Source organism: Escherichia sp. 20412-1 (assembly GCF_003027595.1).
GTDB lineage: Bacteria > Pseudomonadota > Gammaproteobacteria > Enterobacterales > Enterobacteriaceae > Escherichia > Escherichia marmotae.
Window position 1 is genome coordinate 59,374 of record NZ_PYQM01000016.1, and the last position, 21,189, is coordinate 80,562.

22 protein-coding genes and 1 tRNA gene are annotated in these 21,189 nt (G+C 51.0%); 11 read left to right on the forward strand and 12 right to left on the reverse strand.

Features of this window, described 5'->3' with window-relative positions:
- Nucleotides 1-6: 6 nt before the first annotated feature.
- A complete protein-coding gene (locus C7B16_RS12940; RefSeq protein WP_000156540.1) occupies nt 7-1,767 on the reverse strand; it encodes an AAA family ATPase in 1,761 nt (586 codons plus the stop codon).
- A 187-nt stretch (nt 1,768-1,954) separates the two neighbouring features.
- On the opposite strand from C7B16_RS12940, the gene matP reads away from it, so the two are divergent.
- Entirely contained in the window at nt 1,955-2,407 is a 453-nt protein-coding gene (gene matP / locus C7B16_RS12945; RefSeq protein WP_001516131.1) for a macrodomain Ter protein MatP, read from the forward strand.
- Between the two features lie 73 nt (nt 2,408-2,480).
- Here matP and ompA read toward each other — a convergent pair whose 3' ends face one another.
- Both ompA and sulA read right to left on the reverse strand, forming a co-directional pair.
- On the reverse strand, nt 2,481-3,533 hold the full coding sequence (gene ompA / locus C7B16_RS12950) for a porin OmpA (protein WP_001516132.1): 1,053 nt from the start codon (nt 3,531-3,533) through the stop codon (nt 2,481-2,483).
- Nucleotides 3,534-3,888: 355 nt separating this feature from the next.
- Nucleotides 3,889-4,398, reverse strand: a complete 510-nt coding sequence (gene sulA, locus C7B16_RS12955; RefSeq protein WP_000288698.1) for an SOS-induced cell division inhibitor SulA — start codon at nt 4,396-4,398, stop codon at nt 3,889-3,891.
- A gap of 217 nt (nt 4,399-4,615) precedes the next feature.
- Here sulA and sxy point away from each other — a divergent pair, with 217 nt between their 5' ends.
- On the forward strand, nt 4,616-5,245 hold the full coding sequence (gene sxy / locus C7B16_RS12960; RefSeq protein ID WP_016261884.1) for a CRP-S regulon transcriptional coactivator Sxy: 630 nt from the start codon (nt 4,616-4,618) through the stop codon (nt 5,243-5,245).
- Here sxy and yccS read toward each other — a convergent pair.
- Both yccS and C7B16_RS12970 read right to left on the reverse strand, forming a co-directional pair.
- Nucleotides 5,208-7,370, reverse strand: a complete 2,163-nt coding sequence (yccS, locus tag C7B16_RS12965) for a YccS family putative transporter (RefSeq protein WP_143192603.1) — start codon at nt 7,368-7,370, stop codon at nt 5,208-5,210. The genes sxy and yccS overlap by 38 nt on opposite strands.
- Before the next feature lie 9 nt (nt 7,371-7,379).
- Nucleotides 7,380-7,826, reverse strand: coding sequence for a YccF domain-containing protein (locus C7B16_RS12970; protein ID WP_001261229.1), 447 nt, complete (start codon nt 7,824-7,826; stop codon nt 7,380-7,382).
- 122 nt (nt 7,827-7,948) lie between these two features.
- Between C7B16_RS12970 and helD the strand changes: the two genes are divergently transcribed.
- Nucleotides 7,949-10,003, forward strand: coding sequence for a DNA helicase IV (gene helD, locus C7B16_RS12975; protein ID WP_001516134.1), 2,055 nt, complete (start codon nt 7,949-7,951; stop codon nt 10,001-10,003).
- 31 nt (nt 10,004-10,034) lie between these two features.
- On the opposite strand, the gene mgsA is transcribed toward helD, so the two are convergent.
- Nucleotides 10,035-10,493 (reverse strand): methylglyoxal synthase, encoded by a 459-nt coding sequence (mgsA, locus tag C7B16_RS12980; RefSeq protein WP_001516135.1) that lies wholly within the window; start codon nt 10,491-10,493, stop codon nt 10,035-10,037.
- A 95-nt stretch (nt 10,494-10,588) separates the two neighbouring features.
- A complete protein-coding gene (locus tag C7B16_RS12985) occupies nt 10,589-11,251 on the reverse strand; it encodes a DUF2057 family protein (protein ID WP_000847778.1) in 663 nt (220 codons plus the stop codon).
- Nucleotides 11,252-11,423: 172 nt separating this feature from the next.
- Here C7B16_RS12985 and C7B16_RS12990 point away from each other — a divergent pair, with 172 nt between their 5' ends.
- Entirely contained in the window at nt 11,424-11,837 is a 414-nt protein-coding gene (locus tag C7B16_RS12990; protein ID WP_001516136.1) for a CoA-binding protein, read from the forward strand.
- A gap of 44 nt (nt 11,838-11,881) precedes the next feature.
- Here C7B16_RS12990 and hspQ read toward each other — a convergent pair whose 3' ends face one another.
- Entirely contained in the window at nt 11,882-12,199 is a 318-nt protein-coding gene (gene hspQ / locus C7B16_RS12995) for a heat shock protein HspQ (protein ID WP_001295356.1), read from the reverse strand.
- Between the two features lie 57 nt (nt 12,200-12,256).
- Entirely contained in the window at nt 12,257-13,447 is a 1,191-nt protein-coding gene (gene rlmI / locus C7B16_RS13000) for a 23S rRNA (cytosine(1962)-C(5))-methyltransferase RlmI (protein WP_107179785.1), read from the reverse strand.
- Between the two features lie 94 nt (nt 13,448-13,541).
- On the opposite strand from rlmI, the gene yccX reads away from it, so the two are divergent.
- Nucleotides 13,542-13,820 carry an acylphosphatase gene (yccX, locus tag C7B16_RS13005; protein ID WP_016248563.1) on the forward strand — a complete coding sequence of 93 codons (279 nt, stop codon included), beginning with the start codon at nt 13,542-13,544 and terminating at the stop codon, nt 13,818-13,820.
- Here yccX and tusE read toward each other — a convergent pair.
- The 3 genes from tusE to C7B16_RS13020 all read right to left on the reverse strand — a co-directional run bounded on the left by tusE (nt 13,817) and on the right by C7B16_RS13020 (nt 15,192).
- Complete coding sequence (gene tusE, locus C7B16_RS13010) at nt 13,817-14,146, reverse strand: sulfurtransferase TusE (RefSeq protein ID WP_010376933.1); 330 nt, start codon at nt 14,144-14,146, stop codon at nt 13,817-13,819. The two genes, yccX and tusE, sit on opposite strands and share 4 nt — an antisense overlap.
- Nucleotides 14,147-14,237: 91 nt before the next feature.
- Nucleotides 14,238-14,897, reverse strand: a complete 660-nt coding sequence (gene yccA / locus C7B16_RS13015) for an FtsH protease modulator YccA (RefSeq protein WP_000375136.1) — start codon at nt 14,895-14,897, stop codon at nt 14,238-14,240.
- A 207-nt stretch (nt 14,898-15,104) separates the two neighbouring features.
- Nucleotides 15,105-15,192 (reverse strand) — tRNA-Ser (locus tag C7B16_RS13020).
- 404 nt (nt 15,193-15,596) lie between these two features.
- Between C7B16_RS13020 and hyaA the strand changes: the two genes are divergently transcribed.
- Genes hyaA through C7B16_RS13055 form a run of 6 tightly spaced genes read left to right on the forward strand, consistent with a single transcriptional unit; the run spans nt 15,597 to nt 21,067 of the window.
- Nucleotides 15,597-16,715 carry a hydrogenase 1 small subunit gene (gene hyaA / locus C7B16_RS13030; RefSeq protein ID WP_001516139.1) on the forward strand — a complete coding sequence of 373 codons (1,119 nt, stop codon included), beginning with the start codon at nt 15,597-15,599 and terminating at the stop codon, nt 16,713-16,715.
- Nucleotides 16,712-18,505: a Ni/Fe-hydrogenase large subunit gene (hyaB, locus tag C7B16_RS13035; protein ID WP_001516140.1), complete on the forward strand. Its 1,794-nt coding sequence runs from the start codon at nt 16,712-16,714 to the stop codon at nt 18,503-18,505. The genes hyaA and hyaB overlap by 4 nt, the downstream gene beginning before the upstream one ends.
- An 18-nt stretch (nt 18,506-18,523) precedes the next feature.
- The gene (gene hyaC, locus C7B16_RS13040; RefSeq protein WP_001156752.1) at nt 18,524-19,234 is read left to right on the forward strand and encodes a Ni/Fe-hydrogenase b-type cytochrome subunit; all 711 of its coding nucleotides are present in this window, start codon (nt 18,524-18,526) and stop codon (nt 19,232-19,234) included.
- Complete coding sequence (hyaD, locus tag C7B16_RS13045) at nt 19,231-19,818, forward strand: hydrogenase 1 maturation protease (RefSeq protein WP_000003648.1); 588 nt, start codon at nt 19,231-19,233, stop codon at nt 19,816-19,818. The genes hyaC and hyaD overlap by 4 nt, the downstream gene beginning before the upstream one ends.
- Nucleotides 19,815-20,213, forward strand: a complete 399-nt coding sequence (hyaE, locus tag C7B16_RS13050; protein ID WP_107179787.1) for a hydrogenase-1 operon protein HyaE — start codon at nt 19,815-19,817, stop codon at nt 20,211-20,213. Before hyaD ends, hyaE begins: the two co-directional genes overlap by 4 nt.
- Nucleotides 20,210-21,067 (forward strand): hydrogenase expression/formation protein, encoded by an 858-nt coding sequence (locus C7B16_RS13055; RefSeq protein ID WP_107179788.1) that lies wholly within the window; start codon nt 20,210-20,212, stop codon nt 21,065-21,067. The genes hyaE and C7B16_RS13055 overlap by 4 nt, the downstream gene beginning before the upstream one ends.
- Nucleotides 21,068-21,189: the final 122 nt, after the last annotated feature.

Consider the following 21,189-nt stretch of genomic DNA (forward strand, 5'->3'; position numbering starts at 1 on the left):
GTCCGATCAGTTCGGAATAAACCAGTTCAGCCAACGTAATGGCCACGGAAAACGGTGACGACCTTCCTGTTGCGATGCTTGCGCAATACGCTCCTGTATGGTCTGCATCAACGTCGTCTGGCCTTCGCCATCCCACATCAGATTTAATAATAAAGGCAGTGCATCAGTGACATCGTCCACTGCCCAGATTGTGAATTTGCCTTCCTCAACCGCCTTCACCAGTTCGCTGTGAAGACTCAAATGGCGAACGTTAGCCGTAGGGATAATCACGCCTTGTTTACCACTTAACTCACGCTGTTGGCAGATAGCGAAGAAACCTTCAATTTTCTCATTTAAACCGCCGACTGGCTGGGCGCGGCCGAATTGATCCACCGAACCTGTGATAGCGATACTCTGATTCACCGGTACATCGGCAAGGGCGCTTATCAGGGCGCAGAGTTCAGCCATTGAGGCGCTATCGCCATCCACTTCGCTATATGACTGCTCAAAAGTCAGTGATGCCGAGAAAGGGATCTGTTGCTCGAGCTGCAGTTCCGACATCAGGAACGCCTGCATGATCATCATCCCTTTAGCGTGTATGTTGCCGCCAAGCTCGGCTTTGCGTTCGATATCGGTAAATTCGCCGTCGCCTATATGCACAACACAGCTAATACGAGAAGGTTCGCCAAAAGCGCGCGGATGGCCCGGAAATTCGATAACCGAAAGAGCGTTAATCTGCCCAACGCGTTCACCTTCGGTTTCGATCAGGATCTGCTCCTGAAGGATCTCATCCTGCATCCGTTCGGCAAGGAATCCTTCGCGCCATTCCCGCTGTTGTAGCATCAAGTTTAGCTGCTCGCCGGTAAAGCTATCGCCTTCGCATAAGGATGCGACTTCTTTACACTGGCGCAGGATCCACTGCGGTCCAAGCGGCAGAGTTTCTTGATCACCTGTGTAGCGGGTGGCTTCGCGGATAAGCACAGGCCAGGCATCGGCACCAGGCGCAGGTAACTGGTTATGTCGGGCGATAAACGTAACCCACCGACACCACTGGCTTACTGATCCCGCATCGACAATCTGGAGGGTATCTTCAAATTCACTATAAATAGCCTGCTCAGACAGTTCCGGCTCCATCTCCTGAAAATCAGCCAATGACTCGCGTTCACCGACCAGAATGACTTTAAGCTTCAGCGGTATTGAAGGAACAGAGACAGGGAGGGGGCGCGACTCATCAAACGCTACCCAGTCAAAACGTTCGCGCTTGACGATATTTTTCAGCCGCATCCACAGCAGAGGTTGTGCCAGCAGTGTACGCAAGGAGATGATTAAAATACCGCCATTTGCCTGATGCACCAGCCCTGGTTGCAAGGTAATGTCGCCATTAAACTGGCGAAGGCAGCCAAAGAGTTGTTCCGCTTCCACCCAGTCAGCAATGACGACTTGCGTTAGTGTTGCGAAATTATCATTTGCGCTAACGGCGTTACGTAAGCGAATGGTGTGGCCGGAAATCTCATAGTGACCGCCCATCAGTTGGCCTGCATCGCTTTGTAGCGTGCTTGCGGCATCGGCAATGAAATTCAGATACTCGGACTCTTCCGGGGCTTTCGCCAGCATAAAAGAGGATGATGCTCGGGCGTGCAGTAACTGTTCCAGCGCAAATTGCAGCCGCGGTTGAATGTCACTGAATAAAGGCTCGTTTTCGTCAATCAAATGTGGCTGTGCAAATACTTCCTGATAGCTTTCGGTATCAGGGACTAAGTCACGCCATGCAAGTTTCGTAATGGTCAAAGTTGATGTTTTTTAGTCTGTTGTCAAAGATGCGATTATACCGTAACCGACACTTCAGCACACGTGGAAAGCGCTGACAAAAGACCAGGCATTCACGCTAAAGCATCACAGGATGCGAGATTCTTTTCATCACACAGTTAAAAAACTGATATTCTGTAAAGAGTTACAGGGTAACATTGAGATCGCTATGAAATATCAACAACTTGAAAATCTGGAAAGCGGTTGGAAATGGAAGTATCTGGTGAAGAAACACCGTGAAGGGGAGTTAATCACCCGTTACCTGGAAGCCAGTGCCGCCCAGGAAGCCGTTGACGTGTTGCTATCGCTGGAAAATGAACCCGTGCATGTTAATGGCTGGATTGAAAAGCATATGAATCCGGAGCTGGTCAATCGCATGAAGCAGACCATTCGGGCCAGACGGAAACGCCATTTTAATGCGGAACATCAGTACACACGTAAGAAATCAATTGATCTGGAATTTATTGTCTGGCAACGGCTGGCAGGTCTTGCGCAGCGTCGCGGTAAAACGCTTTCCGAAACGATTGTCCAGCTAATTGAAGATGCAGAAAACAAAGAAAAATATGCGAATAAAATGTCTTCTTTGAAGCAGGATTTGCAGGCCTTGCTGGGTAAGGAATAACTTGCAAAGATTGTTTACTTTACTGAAGACGAAAAAACCCCGCGTGAAGCGGGGTTTTTTATCAGACGAGAACTTAAGCCTGCGGCTGAGTTACAACGTCTTTGATACCTTTAACTTCGATCTCTACGCGACGATCCGGAGCCAGGCAGTCGATCAGTGCAGCGCGCTGTTTCACGTTGTCACAGGTGTTGCCGGTAACCGGGTTGGATTCGCCCATACCACGTGCAGAGATTTTGTCAGACGGGATACCTTTAGAGATCAGGTAATCAACGACGGACTGAGCACGACGCTCGGACAGAGCCTGGTTGTAAGCGTCAGAACCGATGCGGTCAGTGTAACCCAGAACAACTACGGAACCGTCTTTCGGATCCAGGTTGCTCAGTTGGCTGTACAGCTGATCCAGAGCAGCCTGACCTTCCGGTTTCAGGGTTGCTTTGTTGAAGTTGAACAGAACGTCAGACTTCAGAGTGAAGTGCTTGGTCTGTACTTCCGGTGCCGGAGCTGGAGCCGGAGCAACTACTGGAGCTGCTTCGCCCTGACCGAAACGGTAGGAAACACCCAGGCTCAGCAGGCCGTTGTCCGGACGAGTGCCGATGGTGTGTGCGTCACCGATGTTGTTGGTCCACTGGTATTCCAGACGGGTAGCGATTTCAGGAGTGATCGCGTACTCAACACCACCTGCGAATACCGGGGAAACGCCGGTGTCGTGGTCTTTATAGGATGCGCCACCAGGTACGTTAGCCTTGGTGTCCGCACGCCATACCATACCACCCAGACGAGTGTAGATGTCCAGATCGTCAGTGATTGGGTAACCCAGTTTAGCGGTCAGTTGAACGCCCTGAGCTTTGTATGCGCCATTGATGTTGTCGCCTTTGTACGGCATACGACCTAACCAGTCGTAACCCATTTCAAAGCCAACATACGGGTTAACCTGGTAACCACCAAAAGCACCTGCACCCAGTTGGTTTTCGTGGGTCGGACCATTGTTAGGAATGAAACCAGTGTCATGGTACTGGGACCAGCCCAGTTTAGCACCAGTGTACCAGGTGTTATCTTTCGGAGCGGCCTGCGCTACGGTAGCGAAACCAGCCAGTGCCACTGCAATCGCGATAGCTGTCTTTTTCATTTTTTGCGCCTCGTTATCATCCAAAATACGCCATGAATATCTCCAACGAGATAACACGGTTAAATCCTTCACCGGGGATCTGCTCAATATTAACTCTACCGATATCTTCGGCTTATGCCGAGCACCCCTGGCGATGTAAAGTCTACAACGTAGTTGAAAACTTACAAGTGTGAACTCCGTCAGGCATATGAAAAAAAAGATTTGTATAAGGTACGTTTAACCTTTTTTGTTAACGATAATTTACAGCATAAAATCGCGGAAACCGCTTCAGACAAGCCTCCGCAGGGAAAATGAGCCATGAGTGAAATCATCAGCCGGACGGTAAAAAAAGTTCCAGGATTAATCCTAAATTTACTTAATGATACAAATTAGAGTGAATTTTTAACCCGGAAAGTTGTCTCGTGGCGTGAGAGGATGCGCTTACTGGACGCATAATGAACCCCATTGCGTTACCTTCATTGGCGGCATCCACAAGCTCAGCATGTTCTTCTTCTGTCAGATCATCTGCTAACCAACCGATCACCACGCTGTAATTTCCTGTGCGTAATGCGCGAACCATTGATTCCACTGTGTGGCAAGGGGAAAGCTGGTTGATCTGCATCACTTTCGTTAAAGGTAGTCCAGCAGCCTGAACCCATTCACGACTCAATTTTTGTTGTGGCGTTAACCATAACTGCCAACGCGATTGTTGGCCGAGTTGTTGTAATAATGGCAAAAGCAAGAGTTGCGTCATCATGGGCTGATCTTCGCGATAGACAACTTCACTAATTAGCCCAGCTGTAGTGTTTTCCGTAGAGACACGCGCGATTTTGCTTGTTGCGGATGAGAACAACGAAGAACGATGTGCATAGCCTGAAGTGTACATAATCAATCCAGCCCTGTGAGTTACTGTATGGATATACAGTACATCCGGTGACAACAAAGATCAACCCTATTTTCGGAAAGTGCCTCGCAAATTTTGTCGTTGGTGGCTGGAAAACATAAATTAATCTTGCCCCTTGAGAATAAGTTGCCTATTTTCGTATTTAACGGATCCGTTAATGTGAATCATTCTTTTATATTATGATTTTAAAAGGAATTTTATGAAAAGCCTCTCCTATAAGCGGATCTATAAGTCACAGAAATACCTGGCAACGTTGGGCACAATTGAATACCGATCATTGTTTGGTAGTTACAGTCTGACCGTTGACGACACGGTATTTGCGGTAGTTTCTGATGGTGAGTTGTATCTTCGGGCTTGTGAGCAAAGCGCACAATACTGTGTAAAACATCCGCCAGTCTGGCTGACATATAAAAAGTGTGGACGGTTCGTTACCCTCAATTACTATCGGGTTGATGAAAGTTTATGGCGAAATCAACTGAAGCTGGTACGTCTGTCAAAATATTCTCTCGACGCAGCGCTTAAAGAGAAAACTACACGTAATACCCGGGAAAGACTGAAAGATTTGCCCAATATGTCTTTTCATCTGGAAGCGATTCTCGGGGAAGTGGGGATTAAGGATGTACGGGCGTTACGTATACTTGGGGCGAAAATGTGTTGGTTGCGGCTGCGGCAGCAAAATAGTCTGGTGACAGAAAAGATCTTGTTTATGCTTGAAGGCGCAATTATCGGTATTCATGAAGCAGCGCTCCCGGTGGCACGCCGCCAGGAGCTTGCTGAATGGGCTGATTCTATTACGCCAAAGCAGGAGTTTCCTGTGGAACTTGAGTAATCCTGTGCTGCAGGCGGCCAATTTCTGGCAGTAATGCAATCAATAACCCGATTTGTTGTACAACCAGAGGCTCCTTGCTGTCTGCTCGCGGCTCAAGTTGCTGCATCCGTTGTTTCAGGTCTGCTAATGCCTGATTGACACGTTCTTCATCGGCAGGTTGATGATGTAGCGCGTCATCAACGTAGCAAACAGCATCATCAAGAAACGCCAGAATTTCAGGATTAGTTAACTGCTCACGGTGTGCGCCGAGGGCTGAGATGTAGCTGGTGAATGTATGGTTGAGACACAGTAACCGGAACGCGTCTTCGCGAATTTGCGGTGTAACGTTCGGTTCGCTGGACATATTCGACACTACTGAAGCCAGCTCTGCATCGCGGTTGTGGGCATCGCGGCGGGCAATACGATACGCCAGACGGTTATCACGTCCCTGATGATATTGCTCGAGAATGGCATCGAGATAGCGGCAGTTGGCCTCGGTCGCGCGCTCAAGCATCCTGGGCAGATTGCGGAAACGCCAGTCTGGCCAGATGTAACTTACCGCTGCCCATGCTATGGCACACCCGATTAGCGTATCGATTACGCGTGGCAGCGCCACTTCAAAACCCTCACCCAGCAGATTGAAGCACAGCAGCACCAACAGCGTAATGAACATCGTTGCATGAGCGTATTGCACGTTACGGAAGGAGAAAAAGAGCACGCCGGTAATGACCAGGAGTACCAATTGCCCTTCCAGTGATGGAACAAACCACAGCACTGGAATACCAATCGCAATACCCACCAACGTACCAATAATCCTTAACTTCAGGCGGTGGCGCGTGGCGTTATAGTTTGGCTGGCAAACAAACAGGCTGGTCAGCAAGATCCAGTAACCGTGATGCATCCCGGTTATCTGAATGATGGCGTAGCCGACGCACAACACCAGTGACATCCTTACCGCGTGGCGGAAGAGGGCGGATTCCGGCGTAAAGTTACGGCTAAGGCGCAGCCAGATATCACTTAATCCGTGTGGGCTGTCGTCGGCAAGTTGGCTTTCAGTATCGTTATGCGGCATCGCCTGAGCTTGCTCTGATTCAATCGTCGCCAGTTGAGCATCAATGGCGCGTAAGTTTGTCAGCAGAAATCCCAACGTTTTTAGCAAGTCAATCGGCGCACCGTTATCGCGCATCCGCTCAAGCGCTGCGTCAATGTGAGTGAAGGCGCGTTCAAAATGCGGGTCGTGTTGGTAAGGCTGACGCAGCAAAATACAGCGTGACAGTTGCTGGCAAGCTTGTCCCTGCATTGACATCAGCCGCTGGAAACGGAACAGCACGTCGCTGTGGCGAAAATGTTCCCGCAACGTTTGATATTGAATATGAGAAGAGCTGGCACGCTCGTGGATATCTTGCGCCACAAAGTAGTAATGTAATGTGCGACGCGTTCCCCGTTGACCACGATCGCCGCGTAAGCGAGTCAGCAATGAGAGCTTCGTCTGGTTCAGCGTCGCCATTAGTTTCCCGTTGGCGAGAGCCAGTTCGTAGAGCGGCGCCTGGCTTTCGTCTTCTATATCGGGATCGAACATGCGTGATTTCAGTTCCAGATAACGTGCCAGTTGTTCATAGCAACGCGCCAGATTGTCCTGCAATGGGCGGACAGGGAACAGCAGATGGCCGATAAGCGTCAGGATGTTGTACCAGACGGCTCCTGCAAGCAGATACATAGGCTGTTGATACCAGTGCTCATACAGAGATGTTCCCAGCATGGTGTAAATGGCTATCAACAACGCGCCAAAAGCGATAGTCGCGTAGCGTTGCCCCAGTCCGCCGAGCAAAATGAAGCCGCTGGTGGAGAGCGTTAAGCCAATGGCAAACAACCAGGGCCACGGGAACAACAGTTCTACCGAGGCCGAAGCGATAAAAAAGCAGAACAGCGTAATGATGAGGTTACGCAGACGTCCCGCCAGCCGGTCATCGAGATCGGTCAATGCCGCCGCAACCATTCCGAGTGTCAGCGGAATCGTCAGTTTTACATCACCCAGCCACCACGGAAACGCAGTAGTACCGCAAAGTGCGATAAAAATGCGGGCGTAATACAGCCAGGCGCTGTTCCAGGTATAGCGTTTGAGCAAAGGGCTTAGCATAAAGGCCATAAAATTAGATTATTCGAAACGGCGGCGCGCATTCGCTTCACGCGCAGCTTGAGCTGTTTCCACAGAAACTACGCGGCGACCTACCGGCCACAGTGCAATAGCGGCAATTTTAAAGTTCGCAATGCCGACAGGAATACCGATGATGGTGAGGCATTGCGCAATACCAGAAGCAATATGCATCAAGCATAACCACCAGCCGAAGAAAATCAGCCAGAAAATATTCAGTACGGTGCCGCCCGTGTTGAGCAACACATTTTTACCCGCCGGATTCAGTTCATCGACATGAATAGCTTCATTGCCGTAGGGCAACAACGAAAGTTTAGTGATTTCCCAGCAGGAACGAGTCAGCGGTAAGGTAAAAATCAGCACAATACTGACAAGGGTCGCTAACAACCAGGCCAGGGTAGTGGCGAATCCGCCCAGGACAAAGTTCAGAATGTTCAAAACGGTACGCATAAAACCTCGCTTTACTGTGGTTTTCAGTAATGGGCGGCAATTGTAACGTTTTTTTGGGCTGGAGCACGTTTTCTCTGACGGTTACACTGATAAGAAATAACATCGTGTGGATCTACAGAGACATGGAACTGAAAGCGACAACTCTTGGCAAGCGTCTGGCACAGCACCCTTACGATCGGGCGGTGATCCTCAATGCCGGGATAAAAGTTTCCGGCGATCGTCACGAATATCTCATTCCTTTCAATCAATTACTGGCGATTCACTGTAAGCGCGGTCTGGTGTGGGGCGAGCTGGAATTTGTGTTGCCTGATGAAAAAGTAGTGCGTCTGCACGGCACCGAATGGGCTGAGACACAGCGTTTTCACCATCATCTTGATGCTCACTGGCGGCGGTGGAGCGAGGAGATGAGCGAAATTGCGGCCGGCGTCTTACAGCAGCAACTCGATTTGATTGCCACGCGCACCGGCGACAATAAATGGCTGACGCGGGAGCAAACTTCTGGCGTACAGCAACAAATTCGCCAGGCTTTGTCGGCGTTACCGTTGCCGGTCAACCGGCTAGACGAATTCGATAACTGTCGTGAAGCGTGGCACAAATGTCAGGCCTGGCTGAAAGATATTGAAGGCAGTCGGTTGCAGCATAATCAGGCGTACACCGAAATCATGCTCAATAAGTATGCGGATTTTTTCCGTCAGGTTGAGTCTTCACCACTTAATCCGGCGCAGGCTCGTGCAGTTGTCAATGGCGAGCATTCGTTATTAGTACTTGCTGGCGCAGGAAGCGGAAAAACGTCCGTGCTGGTAGCGCGAGCCGGCTGGTTGCTGGCGCGCGGCGAAGCGTCTCCTGAGCAAATCTTATTGCTGGCGTTTGGCCGAAAAGCGGCTGAAGAGATGGATGAGCGTATTCGCGAACGGCTCCATACTGAAGACATTACCGCACGCACGTTTCATTCACTGGCGCTGCATATTATTCAGCAAGGTAGCAAAAAAGTACCGACAGTCAGCAACCTGGAAAATGATACTACTGCCCGTCATGAACTCTTTATTGCTGAGTGGCGCAAGCAATGCAGCGAGAAGAAAGCGCAGGCGAAGGGCTGGCGGCAATGGCTGACGGAAGAAATGCAGTGGTCAGTGCCAGAAGGTAACTTCTGGGATGATGAAAAATTGCAGCGTCGTCTCGCATCTCGCCTCGATCGCTGGGTAAACCTGATGCGGATGCATGGTGGTGCACAGGCTGAAATGATTGCCAGCGCGCCCGAGGAAATTCGTGACTTGTTCAGTAAACGCATCAAGTTGATGGCTCCCTTGTTGAAGGCGTGGAAAAGCGCACTGAAGGCAGAAAATGCCGTTGATTTTTCCGGTTTGATTCATCAGGCCATTGTAATCCTTGAGAAAGGCCGCTTTATCAGCCCGTGGAAACATATTCTGGTCGATGAGTTTCAGGATATCTCACCGCAGCGCGCCGCTTTGTTAGCGGCATTACGCAAGCAAAACAGTCAGACGACGTTGTTCGCCGTTGGCGATGATTGGCAGGCCATTTACCGCTTCAGCGGGGCGCAAATGTCGCTCACCACGGCTTTCCATGAAAACTTCGGTGAAGGCGATCGCTGTGATTTAGATACTACTTATCGTTTCAACAGCCGTATCGGGGAGGTGGCGAATCGCTTTATCCAGCAAAACCCCAGTCAACTGAAAAAGCCGCTAAACAGTTTAACCAATGGCGACAAAAAAGCCGTTACTCTGCTGGAAGAGAGCCAGCTTGATGCTTTGCTGGATAAACTGTCTGGTTATGCCAAACCGGAAGAGCGCATTCTGGTGCTGGCGCGTTACCATCATTTGAAACCCGTCAGTCTGGAAAAAGCGGCGACGCGCTGGCCGAAGTTGCAAATTGACTTTATGACGATTCATGCCAGCAAAGGGCAACAGGCGGATTACGTCATCATTGTTGGTTTGCAGGAGGGGAGTGATGGTTTCCCGGCTGCGGCGCGTGAGTCGATTATGGAAGAGGCGCTATTGCCGCCAGTGGAAGATTTCCCTGACGCCGAAGAACGGCGGTTAATGTACGTTGCGCTGACTCGTGCAAGGTATCGGGTATGGGCATTGTTCAACAAAGAGAATCCTTCTCCCTTTGTCGAAGTCCTGAAAAAACTGGATGTTCCGGTGGCGAGAAAACCGTAAGAAACAGGTGGCATTTGCCACCTGTGCAATATTATTTCAGGCGTTCCGCGAGATAACGCTGATAATCCGGGATCAGAATATCCACGGCGTCGTTGAAATGCGGCGACTGGATGATGAAATCTGCCGTTGCTACGTTGGTAGCGACCGGAATGTTCCACACTGTCGCCAGACGTAGCAATGCTTTCACATCGGGATCGTGCGGCACGGCGTTTAACGGGTCCCAGAAGAAAATCAGCACATCAATTTTCCCTTCAGAAATTAATGCGCCGACCTGCTGGTCACCGCCCATTGGGCCACTTAGCATGGCATTAACGTTCATTCCTGTTGCGCGGGAAATTAAGTTACCCGTGGTGCCCGTTGCATAAAGCTCGTGCTGCTCCAGAAGCGGTTGATGCCGCCCCACCCAGCTCATCAGCGTTTGTTTGCAGTGATCGTGTGCCACCAGCGCAATATGTTTCCGCGCAGGTAAAGTGCGAGTCGTCAGTTCCATAATTTACATCCGTAGTTAGCTTTCCTACAGATTACTGTAAGCACTTACCGCTGCAAGATAAAGACCGAAAAAGCCTGCGCGCAGGCACAAAAATATCAGGAAGATGGTTGTTTTTCCGCCCATTGCAGGAAGGTATTTCGCGTTTGTGGATCAGCCAGCTTAAACCAATACTTCAGCCGTTGTTCAGTGAGCACCTGAGATTGCGGTGGAATCGCATCCAGTTCGGAAACGCCAGAAAGCAGTGTGCTGTCATCTGCCATCATGGTGGCAAATTGCGGAAGCGAGGCGCGCTTCGCAGATTTGTTATAGCGTTCAACCTCTCCTTCATAATCAATCGTTTTTGCGGTTGAGGTAATCGCCAGAATATCCAGCTTTACCGGGATCGGCGTCGCATCGCCATCTAACAATTCAAGGCGCGGAGTGGCATCAAAATGGGTCGCTTCCCGTTCATTCTCCAGACGGGGCAGGCGAAAATTCACCTGGCTGATAAGTTGGGTATTAAAACTGACGACCAGAGGTGGGGAGATATACAGACGTTCTTCATTACCAGAAAGGTTGATGGTTTTCTCGACGCGAAACACTAATTGATGCGGGCCGTTATCCAGTTCAATGCTGTCCGCGCCGCGCAGCAGAGAACTGGAAACTTTCTTGCCGTCGAGCACCAGAAGGTCAACGTCGCTGGACAGCCGCAGCGTGGTGGCAAAAACGGTCACCGGCAAACATAATACAATCAAGGTGGTCAAAATGCCGGTTTTCATAGATAGCTCCTGTCTAATGACCGCCCGAATAATAATGTATCAAAATTTTTCTTTAATCATACTTACTAACATATAGACATATTTCCATCTTTTGCTCTCATACATTCGTATTAGCTGCATGGTTGGTATGTCGGTATTGTCGTACACTTTGGTAAATAGTCTGGAGGAAATGATGAAAGAAACCGATATTGCAGCCATTTTAACGTCCACTCACACCATTGCGCTGGTAGGGGCAAGTGATAAACCTGACCGTCCAAGTTATCGCGTAATGAAATATCTGCTTGATCAGGGCTATCACGTCATTCCTGTCTCACCAAAAGTCGCCGGTAAAACGCTGCTGGGCCAGCAGGGTTACGGTACTCTGGCGGAAGTTCCGGAAAAAGTAGATATGGTAGATGTCTTCCGTAATTCAGAAGCTGCGTGGGATGTAGCGCAGGAAGCTATCGCCATCGGTGCGAAAACCTTATGGATGCAGCTAGGGGTGATTAATGAGCAAGCTGCGGTACTGGCGCGGGAAGCTGGGTTAAATGTGGTAATGGATCGTTGCCCGGCCATTGAGATCCCTCGTCTGGGGCTGGCTAAATAAAAAAATCCCCGGAAGGCAAAAACCTTCCGGGGATTTTATGGGGATTAGTTACGCAGACGCGGTGCCTGGAGTTGCTTGCGGATCGTCTGCGCCAGCTCATCCATTGACGGCTGCTCTGGATGTTCATCCTGCAATTCGCTACTTAGCTGGGCTTCAGCCAGGTAGGTATGAACCGGTAGGCCGTTGTCATCCTCCATCACCACGTGATACCACGGAGCGGCGCGAAGCTCATCGTTCACCGCCAGCTCATCAGGTGACGGTTCAGAGAGCGAATAAACCGGGTCGATATCCACGACCACTCCGAGATAACCTAACAGGGAATGGCGGACCTGCTGGCCGATACCGAATTTGCTGGCAATCATAGTCACCTCCCGGGAAATCTTCACCTTTGATATAAGGACAGAATTCCACATTTCAAGTTACATGACGCGACAGGCAAACCCTTTCAGATATAGCCCTTCCGGGTAGGTAGCGATCACCGGATGATCGGCTGCCTGACGGAACTGCTCTATAAATTGTATATCACGACCGGCATCAATTGCGGCATCAGCGATGATTTTCTGAAATAAATCGCTGGTCATCAAGCCAGAACAGGAGAAAGTCAGAAGAACACCGCCCTCATTCAATAACTGAATTGCCAGCATGTTGATGTCTTTATAGCCGCGGCACGCGCCCATTAGCTGACTTTTGTTCTCAACAAACTTCGGCGGGTCCATCACGATAACGTCAAATTTTTCACCGCGATCGCGGTAGGTGCGCAGTAATTTAAAGACGTCATCGCGCACAAACTCAGCTTTGCTCAAATCGAGTTTGTTTAGCTCAACGTTTTTCCGTGCGATATCCAGTGCTTCCTGTGAAGTATCGACACTGACCACCTGGCTACAACCGCCCATCAATGCCGATATTGCGAATCCACCGGTATAAGAGAAGCAGTTCAGCACGCGTTTATTTTCTACATAGCGGCGTGTTGCCAGGCGACTGTCACGCTGGTCCAGGTAGTAGCCCGTTTTGTGCCCGTGTTGAATGTCCACCAGTAGCTTCATGCCATGTTCTTCAATAGGCAGCAGGGCAGGTGGCAGCTCGCCGGTTACTGGCCCCTGGGTCAGCTCCATCCCCTCTTTTTTACGTACTGCCACGTCGCTACGATCGTAAATCGCGCATTCCGGATAGAGCGTTTGTAGGGCGCTGATTAATGCTGCGCGCTGATACTCCGCGCCTGCACTCAGCAGTTGCAGCACCAGAAAATTGCCGAAACGATCAATAGTAATACCCGGCAGGCCGTCAGACTCACCGGCGATTAAACGATAGCTATCGAGACCATCTTTTTTCGCCAGCCAGTCGCGCCACTTTTGCGCCTGTTGTAAGCGGCGGGTGAAAAAGGCAATGTCGATGGATTCTGACGGATCAAACGTCCAGACACGAGCGCGGATTTGCGACGCTGGCGAATAAGCGCCGCGTGCTAACCATTTTCCCTGATGATCAACAATATCGATGGTTTCACCGAGGCTGGCTTTACCTTCCATACGTGCGACGGCACCGGAAAAGACCCACGGATGGCGACGAAGTAATGATTTTTCGCGCCCTTTGGCTAACACTAAACGTACACTCATAATTTACTATTCTGTCGATGCAAAGAAATGGGCGTCATTGTCCGGAGTTTTCCATGGATTTGCAACGCGTCCATTAAGGATAAGGAGAGCGGTGATGTCGAAAGTATGCATAATTGCCTGGGTTTACGGGCGAGTTCAGGGGGTAGGGTTTCGTTATACCACTCAGTACGAAGCGAAAAGGCTAGGGTTAACCGGCTACGCAAAAAATCTTGATGATGGCAGCGTGGAAGTGGTTGCCTGTGGTGATGAAGGGCAGGTGGAAAAATTAATGCAGTGGTTAAAGAGCGGCGGTCCGCGTTCAGCCCGCGTGGAACGGGTGCTTAGCGAACCGCATCATCCTTCTGGCGAATTAACGGATTTTCGTATCCGTTAAATGCATTTCACGGGTTTCGGCAGGCCGGCAATTTTGGTGGCTTGCTTTGCCGGGCCTTTCGGGAACAGTCGGTACAGATAGCGGCTGTTACCTTTTTCTTCGCCAAACTTATTCGCCATCGCTTTTACCAGCATACGAATCGCCGGAGACGTATTAAATTCCAGGTAGAAGTCACGCACAAAGCGCACTACTTCCCAGTGTTCAGGCGACAGCGTAATCCCTTCCTTTTCGGCAATCACGGCTGCCAGAGGTTCGCTCCACAGGCTACTCTCTTTGAGATAGCCTTCGGTATCGGTCTCTATCTCTTTACCTTCGAAGATCAACATATTCATTTACTACCTTAGTCAGACAGGCTGCAGTGTAGCAAAAAACAAAGCCCCGCATAAAGCGAGGCTCTGTAAGTGGTATCGGGCGAGATTAATCGCGGCTGGCGAAGCCAAGAATGCTCAACAGGCTCACGAAGATGTTGTACAGCGACACATACAGACTCACCGTGGCACGAATGTAGTTCGTTTCACCGCCATGAATGATGTTGCTGGTTTCAAACAGAATCGCGCCAGAGGAGATCAGAATGAATACCGCACTGATTGCCAGATGCAGGGCAGGCAGTTGCAGGAAGATATTCGCTACCATTCCAATCAACACCACCACAATACCGGCCATCAGCATACCGCCGAGGAAAGACATGTCTTTGCGGGTGGTAAGCACATACGCAGAGCAGCAGAAGAACACTAATGCTGTGCCGCCCAGCGCCATAGCGATTACGTCGCCCATTCCGGCAGACAGGTAAGTGTTCAGAATCGGGCCGAGGATATAACCGAGAAAACCGGTAAAGGCGAACGCGGAGATAATCCCGGTTGGTTTGTTGGCAGTTTTATAGGTCAGGAACATCAGACCATACATCCCTACCAACGTCAGAATCAGGCCCGGAGATGGCAGCATCAGAACCGTACTGGCCGTCGCGGTAATTGCCGAAAAGGCCAGCGTCAGGCTCAGCAGAAAATAGGTATTACGCAGCACCTTATGGGTGCTAAGTAGTGATGTACGGTCATGTGAAGAACTAACTATACGATCCATGGAGTCACTCTCTATGACAGGTGTAATTAATAAAGCAGCATAATGATATTGCCGAAAGCTACCCAGAGGTTTTACCCATCTTTACGCATTTGATCTGGAACAGATTTAGCAAAGACGAGTTTAACCATTGGGAATGGTATAACGGCATGGTGATTTTGACAGGTAAAAGAAAAAGGGGTTAGCATTTAGCTAACCCCTTATCTTATTTGGCGGAAGCGCAGAGATTCGAACTCTGGAACCCTTTCGGGTCGCCGGTTTTCAAGACCGGTGCCTTCAACCGCTCGGCCACACTTCCGGAATGACGCGAACTATAAACATCCCGATGCGTCGTGTAAACCCCCAATTTGTTTGTTTGCCTGAAAAACAGCCAAAATGGTGTTGTTTGCGTGAAATAACAGCGATTTGGGTGTTTCGTCGCCATAAAAACCACTCGTAATCTTCCTGCGTCAGGCTTTTAGGAAAATAAGATCCATTTTTATCGCTAAAAGATAAATCCACACACTTTGTATTGTTTTGTGCAAAACGTTCACTACGCTTTATTAACAATACTTTCTGGCGACGTGCGCCAGTGCAGAAGGATGAGCTTTCGTTTTCTGTCTCTCTCGTGAAGCGATAGTTTACCTTGCTACAGGGACGTCGCTTGCCGACCAAAAGCGCCCGGCACTTCAGTCGGTGTCGCAAGGAGAAGAGACGTGCGATATGAATAATGAGGAAACCTTTTACCAGGCTATGCGACGTCAGGGGGTTACCCGGCGGAGTTTTCTTAAATATTGCAGTCTGGCTGCCACCTCGCTGGGATTAGGCGCGGGGATGGCACCGAAGATTGCCTGGGCGCTGGAGAATAAACCGCGCATTCCGGTAGTGTGGATCCACGGTCTGGAATGTACCTGCTGCACCGAATCTTTTATCCGTTCTGCTCATCCGCTGGCGAAGGATGTCATTCTTTCCCTTATTTCTCTCGACTACGACGATACCTTAATGGCTGCCGCTGGTACTCAGGCGGAGGAAGTCTTTGAAGATATCATCACGCAATACAACGGCAAATATATCCTTGCAGTAGAAGGTAACCCGCCGCTGGGCGAGCAGGGGATGTTTTGTATCAGCAGCGGTCGGCCGTTTATTGAGAAACTCAAACGTGCCGCTGCGGGGGCCAGCGCAATTATTGCCTGGGGAACCTGCGCGTCCTGGGGCTGCGTACAAGCCGCTCGCCCCAATCCGACGCAGGCAACGCCTATCGATAAAGTCATTACCGACAAACCAATCATTAAAGTCCCTGGTTGCCCGCCGATCCCGGATGTGATGAGCGCCATCATTACTTATATGGTGACGTTTGATCGCCTGCCAGATGTCGACAGAATGGGGCGTCCACTGATGTTCTACGGTCAACGTATCCACGATAAATGCTATCGCCGCGCCCACTTTGACGCTGGTGAGTTTGTCCAGAGTTGGGACGATGACGCCGCTCGCAAAGGTTACTGCCTGTACAAAATGGGGTGTAAAGGGCCAACCACCTATAACGCCTGCTCCTCAACCCGTTGGAATGATGGCGTCTCCTTCCCGATCCAGTCCGGTCACGGTTGCCTGGGCTGTTCTGAAAATGGTTTCTGGGATCGCGGCTCATTCTACAGCCGCGTGGTCGATATTCCGCAGATGGGAACGCACTCTACCGCCGATACCGTGGGCTTAACCGCGCTTGGCGTCGTGGCTGCGGCTGTTGGCGTACATGCAGTCGCCAGCGCGATTGACCAGCGCAGACGTCATAACCAGCAACCAGCAGAGACCGAACAACAGCCAGGCAATGAGGATAAACAGGCATGAGCACTCAGTACGAAACTCAGGGATACACCATCAATAATGCCGGACGTCGCCTGGTGGTCGACCCGATCACGCGCATCGAAGGTCATATGCGCTGTGAAGTGAATATTAACGATCAGAATGTGATCACCAATGCTGTCTCCTGCGGCACGATGTTTCGCGGGCTGGAGATCATTTTGCAAGGCCGTGATCCGCGTGATGCGTGGGCGTTTGTTGAACGTATCTGCGGCGTCTGCACCGGCGTACACGCCCTGGCTTCGGTTTACGCCATTGAAGATGCTATTGGCATCAAAGTGCCGGATAACGCCAATATCATTCGCAACATTATGCTGGCGACGCTCTGGTGCCACGACCATCTGGTGCACTTTTATCAGCTCGCCGGAATGGACTGGATCGACGTACTTAACGCGCTGCAAGCCGACCCGCGTAAAACTTCCGAACTGGCGCAAAGCCTCTCCTCGTGGCCGAAGTCTTCCCCTGGTTACTTCTTTGATGTGCAAAATCGACTGAAGAAATTTGTCGAAGGCGGGCAGTTAGGGATCTTCCGCAACGGCTACTGGGGGCACCCGCAGTACAAACTGCCACCAGAAGCCAACCTGATGGGCTTTGCTCACTATCTCGAAGCTCTCGATTTCCAGCGTGAGATCGTCAAAATCCACGCGGTCTTTGGCGGTAAAAACCCGCATCCCAACTGGATTGTCGGCGGGATGCCTTGTGCCATAAATATCGACGAAAGCGGTGCGGTCGGGGCGGTTAATATGGAGCGCCTGAACCTGGTGCAGTCGATCATTACCCGCACGGCGGACTTCATTAATAACGTGATGATCCCCGACGCCTTAGCCATCGGCCAGTTCAACAAACCGTGGAGTGAAATCGGCACTGGCCTTTCTGATAAATGCGTCCTCAGCTACGGTGCGTTCCCGGATATCGCTAACGACTTTGGCGAGAAAAGTCTGCTGATGCCTGGCGGTGCGGTGATCAATGGCGATTTCAAAAACGTACTGCCAGTGGATTTAGTTGATCCGCAGCAGGTGCAGGAATTTGTCGATCACGCCTGGTATCGTTATCCCGACGATCAGGTCGGGCGTCATCCGTTCGATGGTATCACCGACCCGTGGTACAACCCCGGCGACGTTAAAGGCAGCGATACAAACATTCAGCAACTGAATGAACAGGAGCGCTACTCGTGGATCAAAGCGCCACGCTGGCGCGGTCACGCGATGGAAGTAGGGCCGCTGGCTCGCACGTTAATCGCTTACCACAAAGGCGATGCTGCGACCGTTGAGTCGGTTGATCGGATGATGTCGGCGCTGAACCTGCCGCTTTCTGGCATCCAGTCGACGTTAGGCCGCATTCTGTGCCGCGCCCATGAAGCTCAGTGGGCTGCAAGTAAGTTACAGTACTTTTTCAACAAGTTAATGACCAACCTGAAAAACGGCAATCTTGCCACCGCCTCCACCGAAAAATGGGAGCCTGCGACCTGGCCGAAAGTGTGCCGTGGCGTCGGCTTTACTGAAGCACCGCGTGGGGCTTTAGGTCACTGGGCTGCTATTCGCGATGGCAAAATCGATCTCTACCAGTGTGTGGTGCCGACCACCTGGAACGCCAGCCCGCGCGATCCCAAAGGGCAAATTGGTGCTTATGAAGCCGCACTGATGAACACCAAAATGGCGATCCCCGAGCAACCGCTGGAGATCCTGCGTACCCTGCACAGCTTCGACCCGTGCCTCGCCTGTTCAACGCATGTGCTGGGCGACGACGGTAGCGAACTGATCTCCGTGCAGGTGCGCTAACAGCGAAGGAGAATCATCATGCAAGAGAAAAGCGACAACGTTATCAGCCACTATGTCTTTGAAGCGCCCGTGCGGATATGGCACTGGCTGACGGTGCTGTGCATGGCGGTATTGATGGTCACCGGCTACTTTATCGGCAAGCCGCTGCCTTCAGTCAGTGGTGAGGCGACGTATCTGTTCTATATGGGCTACATCAGGCTAATACACTTCAGCGCCGGGATGATTTTTACCGTCGTCTTGCTGATGCGGATCTACTGGGCGTTTGTCGGCAATCGCTACTCACGCGAGCTTTTCATCGTGCCGGTATGGCGCAAAAGCTGGTGGCTGGGCGTGTGGTACGAAATCCGCTGGTATCTGTTTCTGGCAAAACGCCCGAGCGCTGACATTGGCCATAACCCCATCGCGCAGGCTGCGATGTTCGGCTATTTCCTGATGTCTGTTTTTATGATCGTCACCGGTTTTGCGCTGTATAGCGAACACAGCCAGTACGCCATTTTTGCGCCGTTTCGTTATGTAGTGGAATTTTTCTACTGGACGGGCGGCAACTCGCTGGACATTCATAGCTGGCATCGGCTGGGCATGTGGTTGATTGGCGCATTTGTGATTGGTCATGTTTATATGGCGCTGCGTGAAGACATCATGTCCGACGACACGGTGATCTCCACGATGGTGAACGGCTACCGTAGCCACAAATTTGGAAAAATGAGCAGCGACAAGGAGCGTTCATGAGCGAGCAACGTGTAGTGGTAATGGGGTTGGGCAACCTGCTGTGGGCCGATGAAGGTTTCGGTGTGCGGGTGGCGGAACGGCTGTATGCCCATTATCACTGGCCCGAAAACGTGGAGATTGTCGATGGTGGTACTCAGGGGCTGAACCTGCTGGGGTATGTTGAAAACGCCAGCCATCTGTTGATTCTCGATGCTATTGATTACGGGCTGGAACCTGGAACACTACGAACATATGCCGGAGAGCGCATTCCGGCATATCTCAGTGCGAAGAAAATGAGCCTGCACCAGAACAGTTTCTCCGAAGTATTAGCGCTGGCAGATATCCGCGGACATCTGCCAACACATATTGCCCTCGTCGGGTTACAACCGGCAATGCTCGACGACTACGGCGGTAGCCTTAGCGAGCTTGCGCGGGAGCAACTGCCTGCAGCGGAACAGGCGGCGCTGGTGCAACTGTCGGCGTGGGGAGTTGTGCCACAACGGGCGGAGGAATCGCGTTGTCTCAATTATGACTGTCTGTCGATGGAAAATTACGAAGGTGTTCGCTTGCGTCAGTATCGGATGACGCTGGAGGAGCAGGGATGATTAACGACTCACCTTTTAGTGCGTTGTGGCAACGTATGCTGGCGCGTGGCTGGACGCCGATCACTGAGCCTCGTCTCTATCAGTGGCTTATGCAAGCGCCGGATAGTGTGGTGCTGTTAAGCAGCGATCCGAAACGTACTCCTGAAGTCAGTGATAATCCGGTGATGGTCGCAGAGCTACTGCGTGAGTTTCCAGATTATGCATGGCAAGTGGCAATTGCCGATCTTGAGCAAAGTGAAGCCATCGGAGACAGATTTAGTGTTTTTCGTTTTCCAGCCACATTAGTGTTTACTGATGGTCATTATCGCGGCGTATTGAATGGCATTCACCCGTGGGCAGAGCTGATAAACCTGATGCGCGGCCTTGTCGAATCAAAACAGGAATGTGATTCATGAGTGAGACTTTTTTCCATCTGCTGGGGCCAGGAACGCAACCTGATGATGACAGTTTCAGCATGAATCCGCTGCCAATTACCTGTCAGGTGAATGATGAACCGAGCATGGCGGCACTGGAGCAGTGTGCTCATAGTCCACGGGTGATTACGCTGTTAAACGATCTACAGCATCAACTAACGCAACGCGTACCGCCATTAGGCGAGGTGCTGGCCGTCGATCTGTTAAATCTCAATGCTGATGATCGCCACTTTATCAATACGCTTCTCGGAGAAGGGGAAGTGTCAGTGCGCATCCAACATATTGACGGCAGTGAAAGTGAAATTCAGGAGGCGATCTTCTGCGGATTGTGGCGAGTACGCAGGCGTAGCGGTGAGCTGTTGCTGGAAGACCGGCTGGAGACAGGCTGCGCGCCGCTGCCGTTATGGCAGGCGGCAACGCATAATACGCTGCCGACAGATTCGCTGCTACCACCGCCCATTGATGGTCTGATGAACGGACTGCCGCTGGCTCATGAATTGCTGGCGCATGTGCGTAATCCTGAGGCGCAGCCACATAGTATTAACCTGACGCAGTTGCCTGTCAGCGAGGCTGACAGGTTATTTCTCTCGCGGCTGTGCGGGTCGGGTAATATCCAGATTCGCACTATTGGCTATGGCGAGAGCTATATCAACGCCACCGGTTTGCGACATGTCTGGCATTTACGCTGTATGGATACGTTAAAAGGCCCATTACTTGAGAGTTATGAAATCTGCCCGATACCGGAAGTTGTGCTGGCAGCGCCGGAAGATTTGGCGGACTCCGCGCAGCGGTTGGGCGAGGTGTGTCAGTGGCTTATAGAAAGTGCGCAACAGTGAAAATGGCGGCAAATATCGCTTTCAGTCCTATGAATATCGCAATCAGCGAATACAACCACCTACAAACTGTAAGGATAAAAAGGGAGATCTACTATTAAAGGGTTATTTCCCTCTCTTCGCCT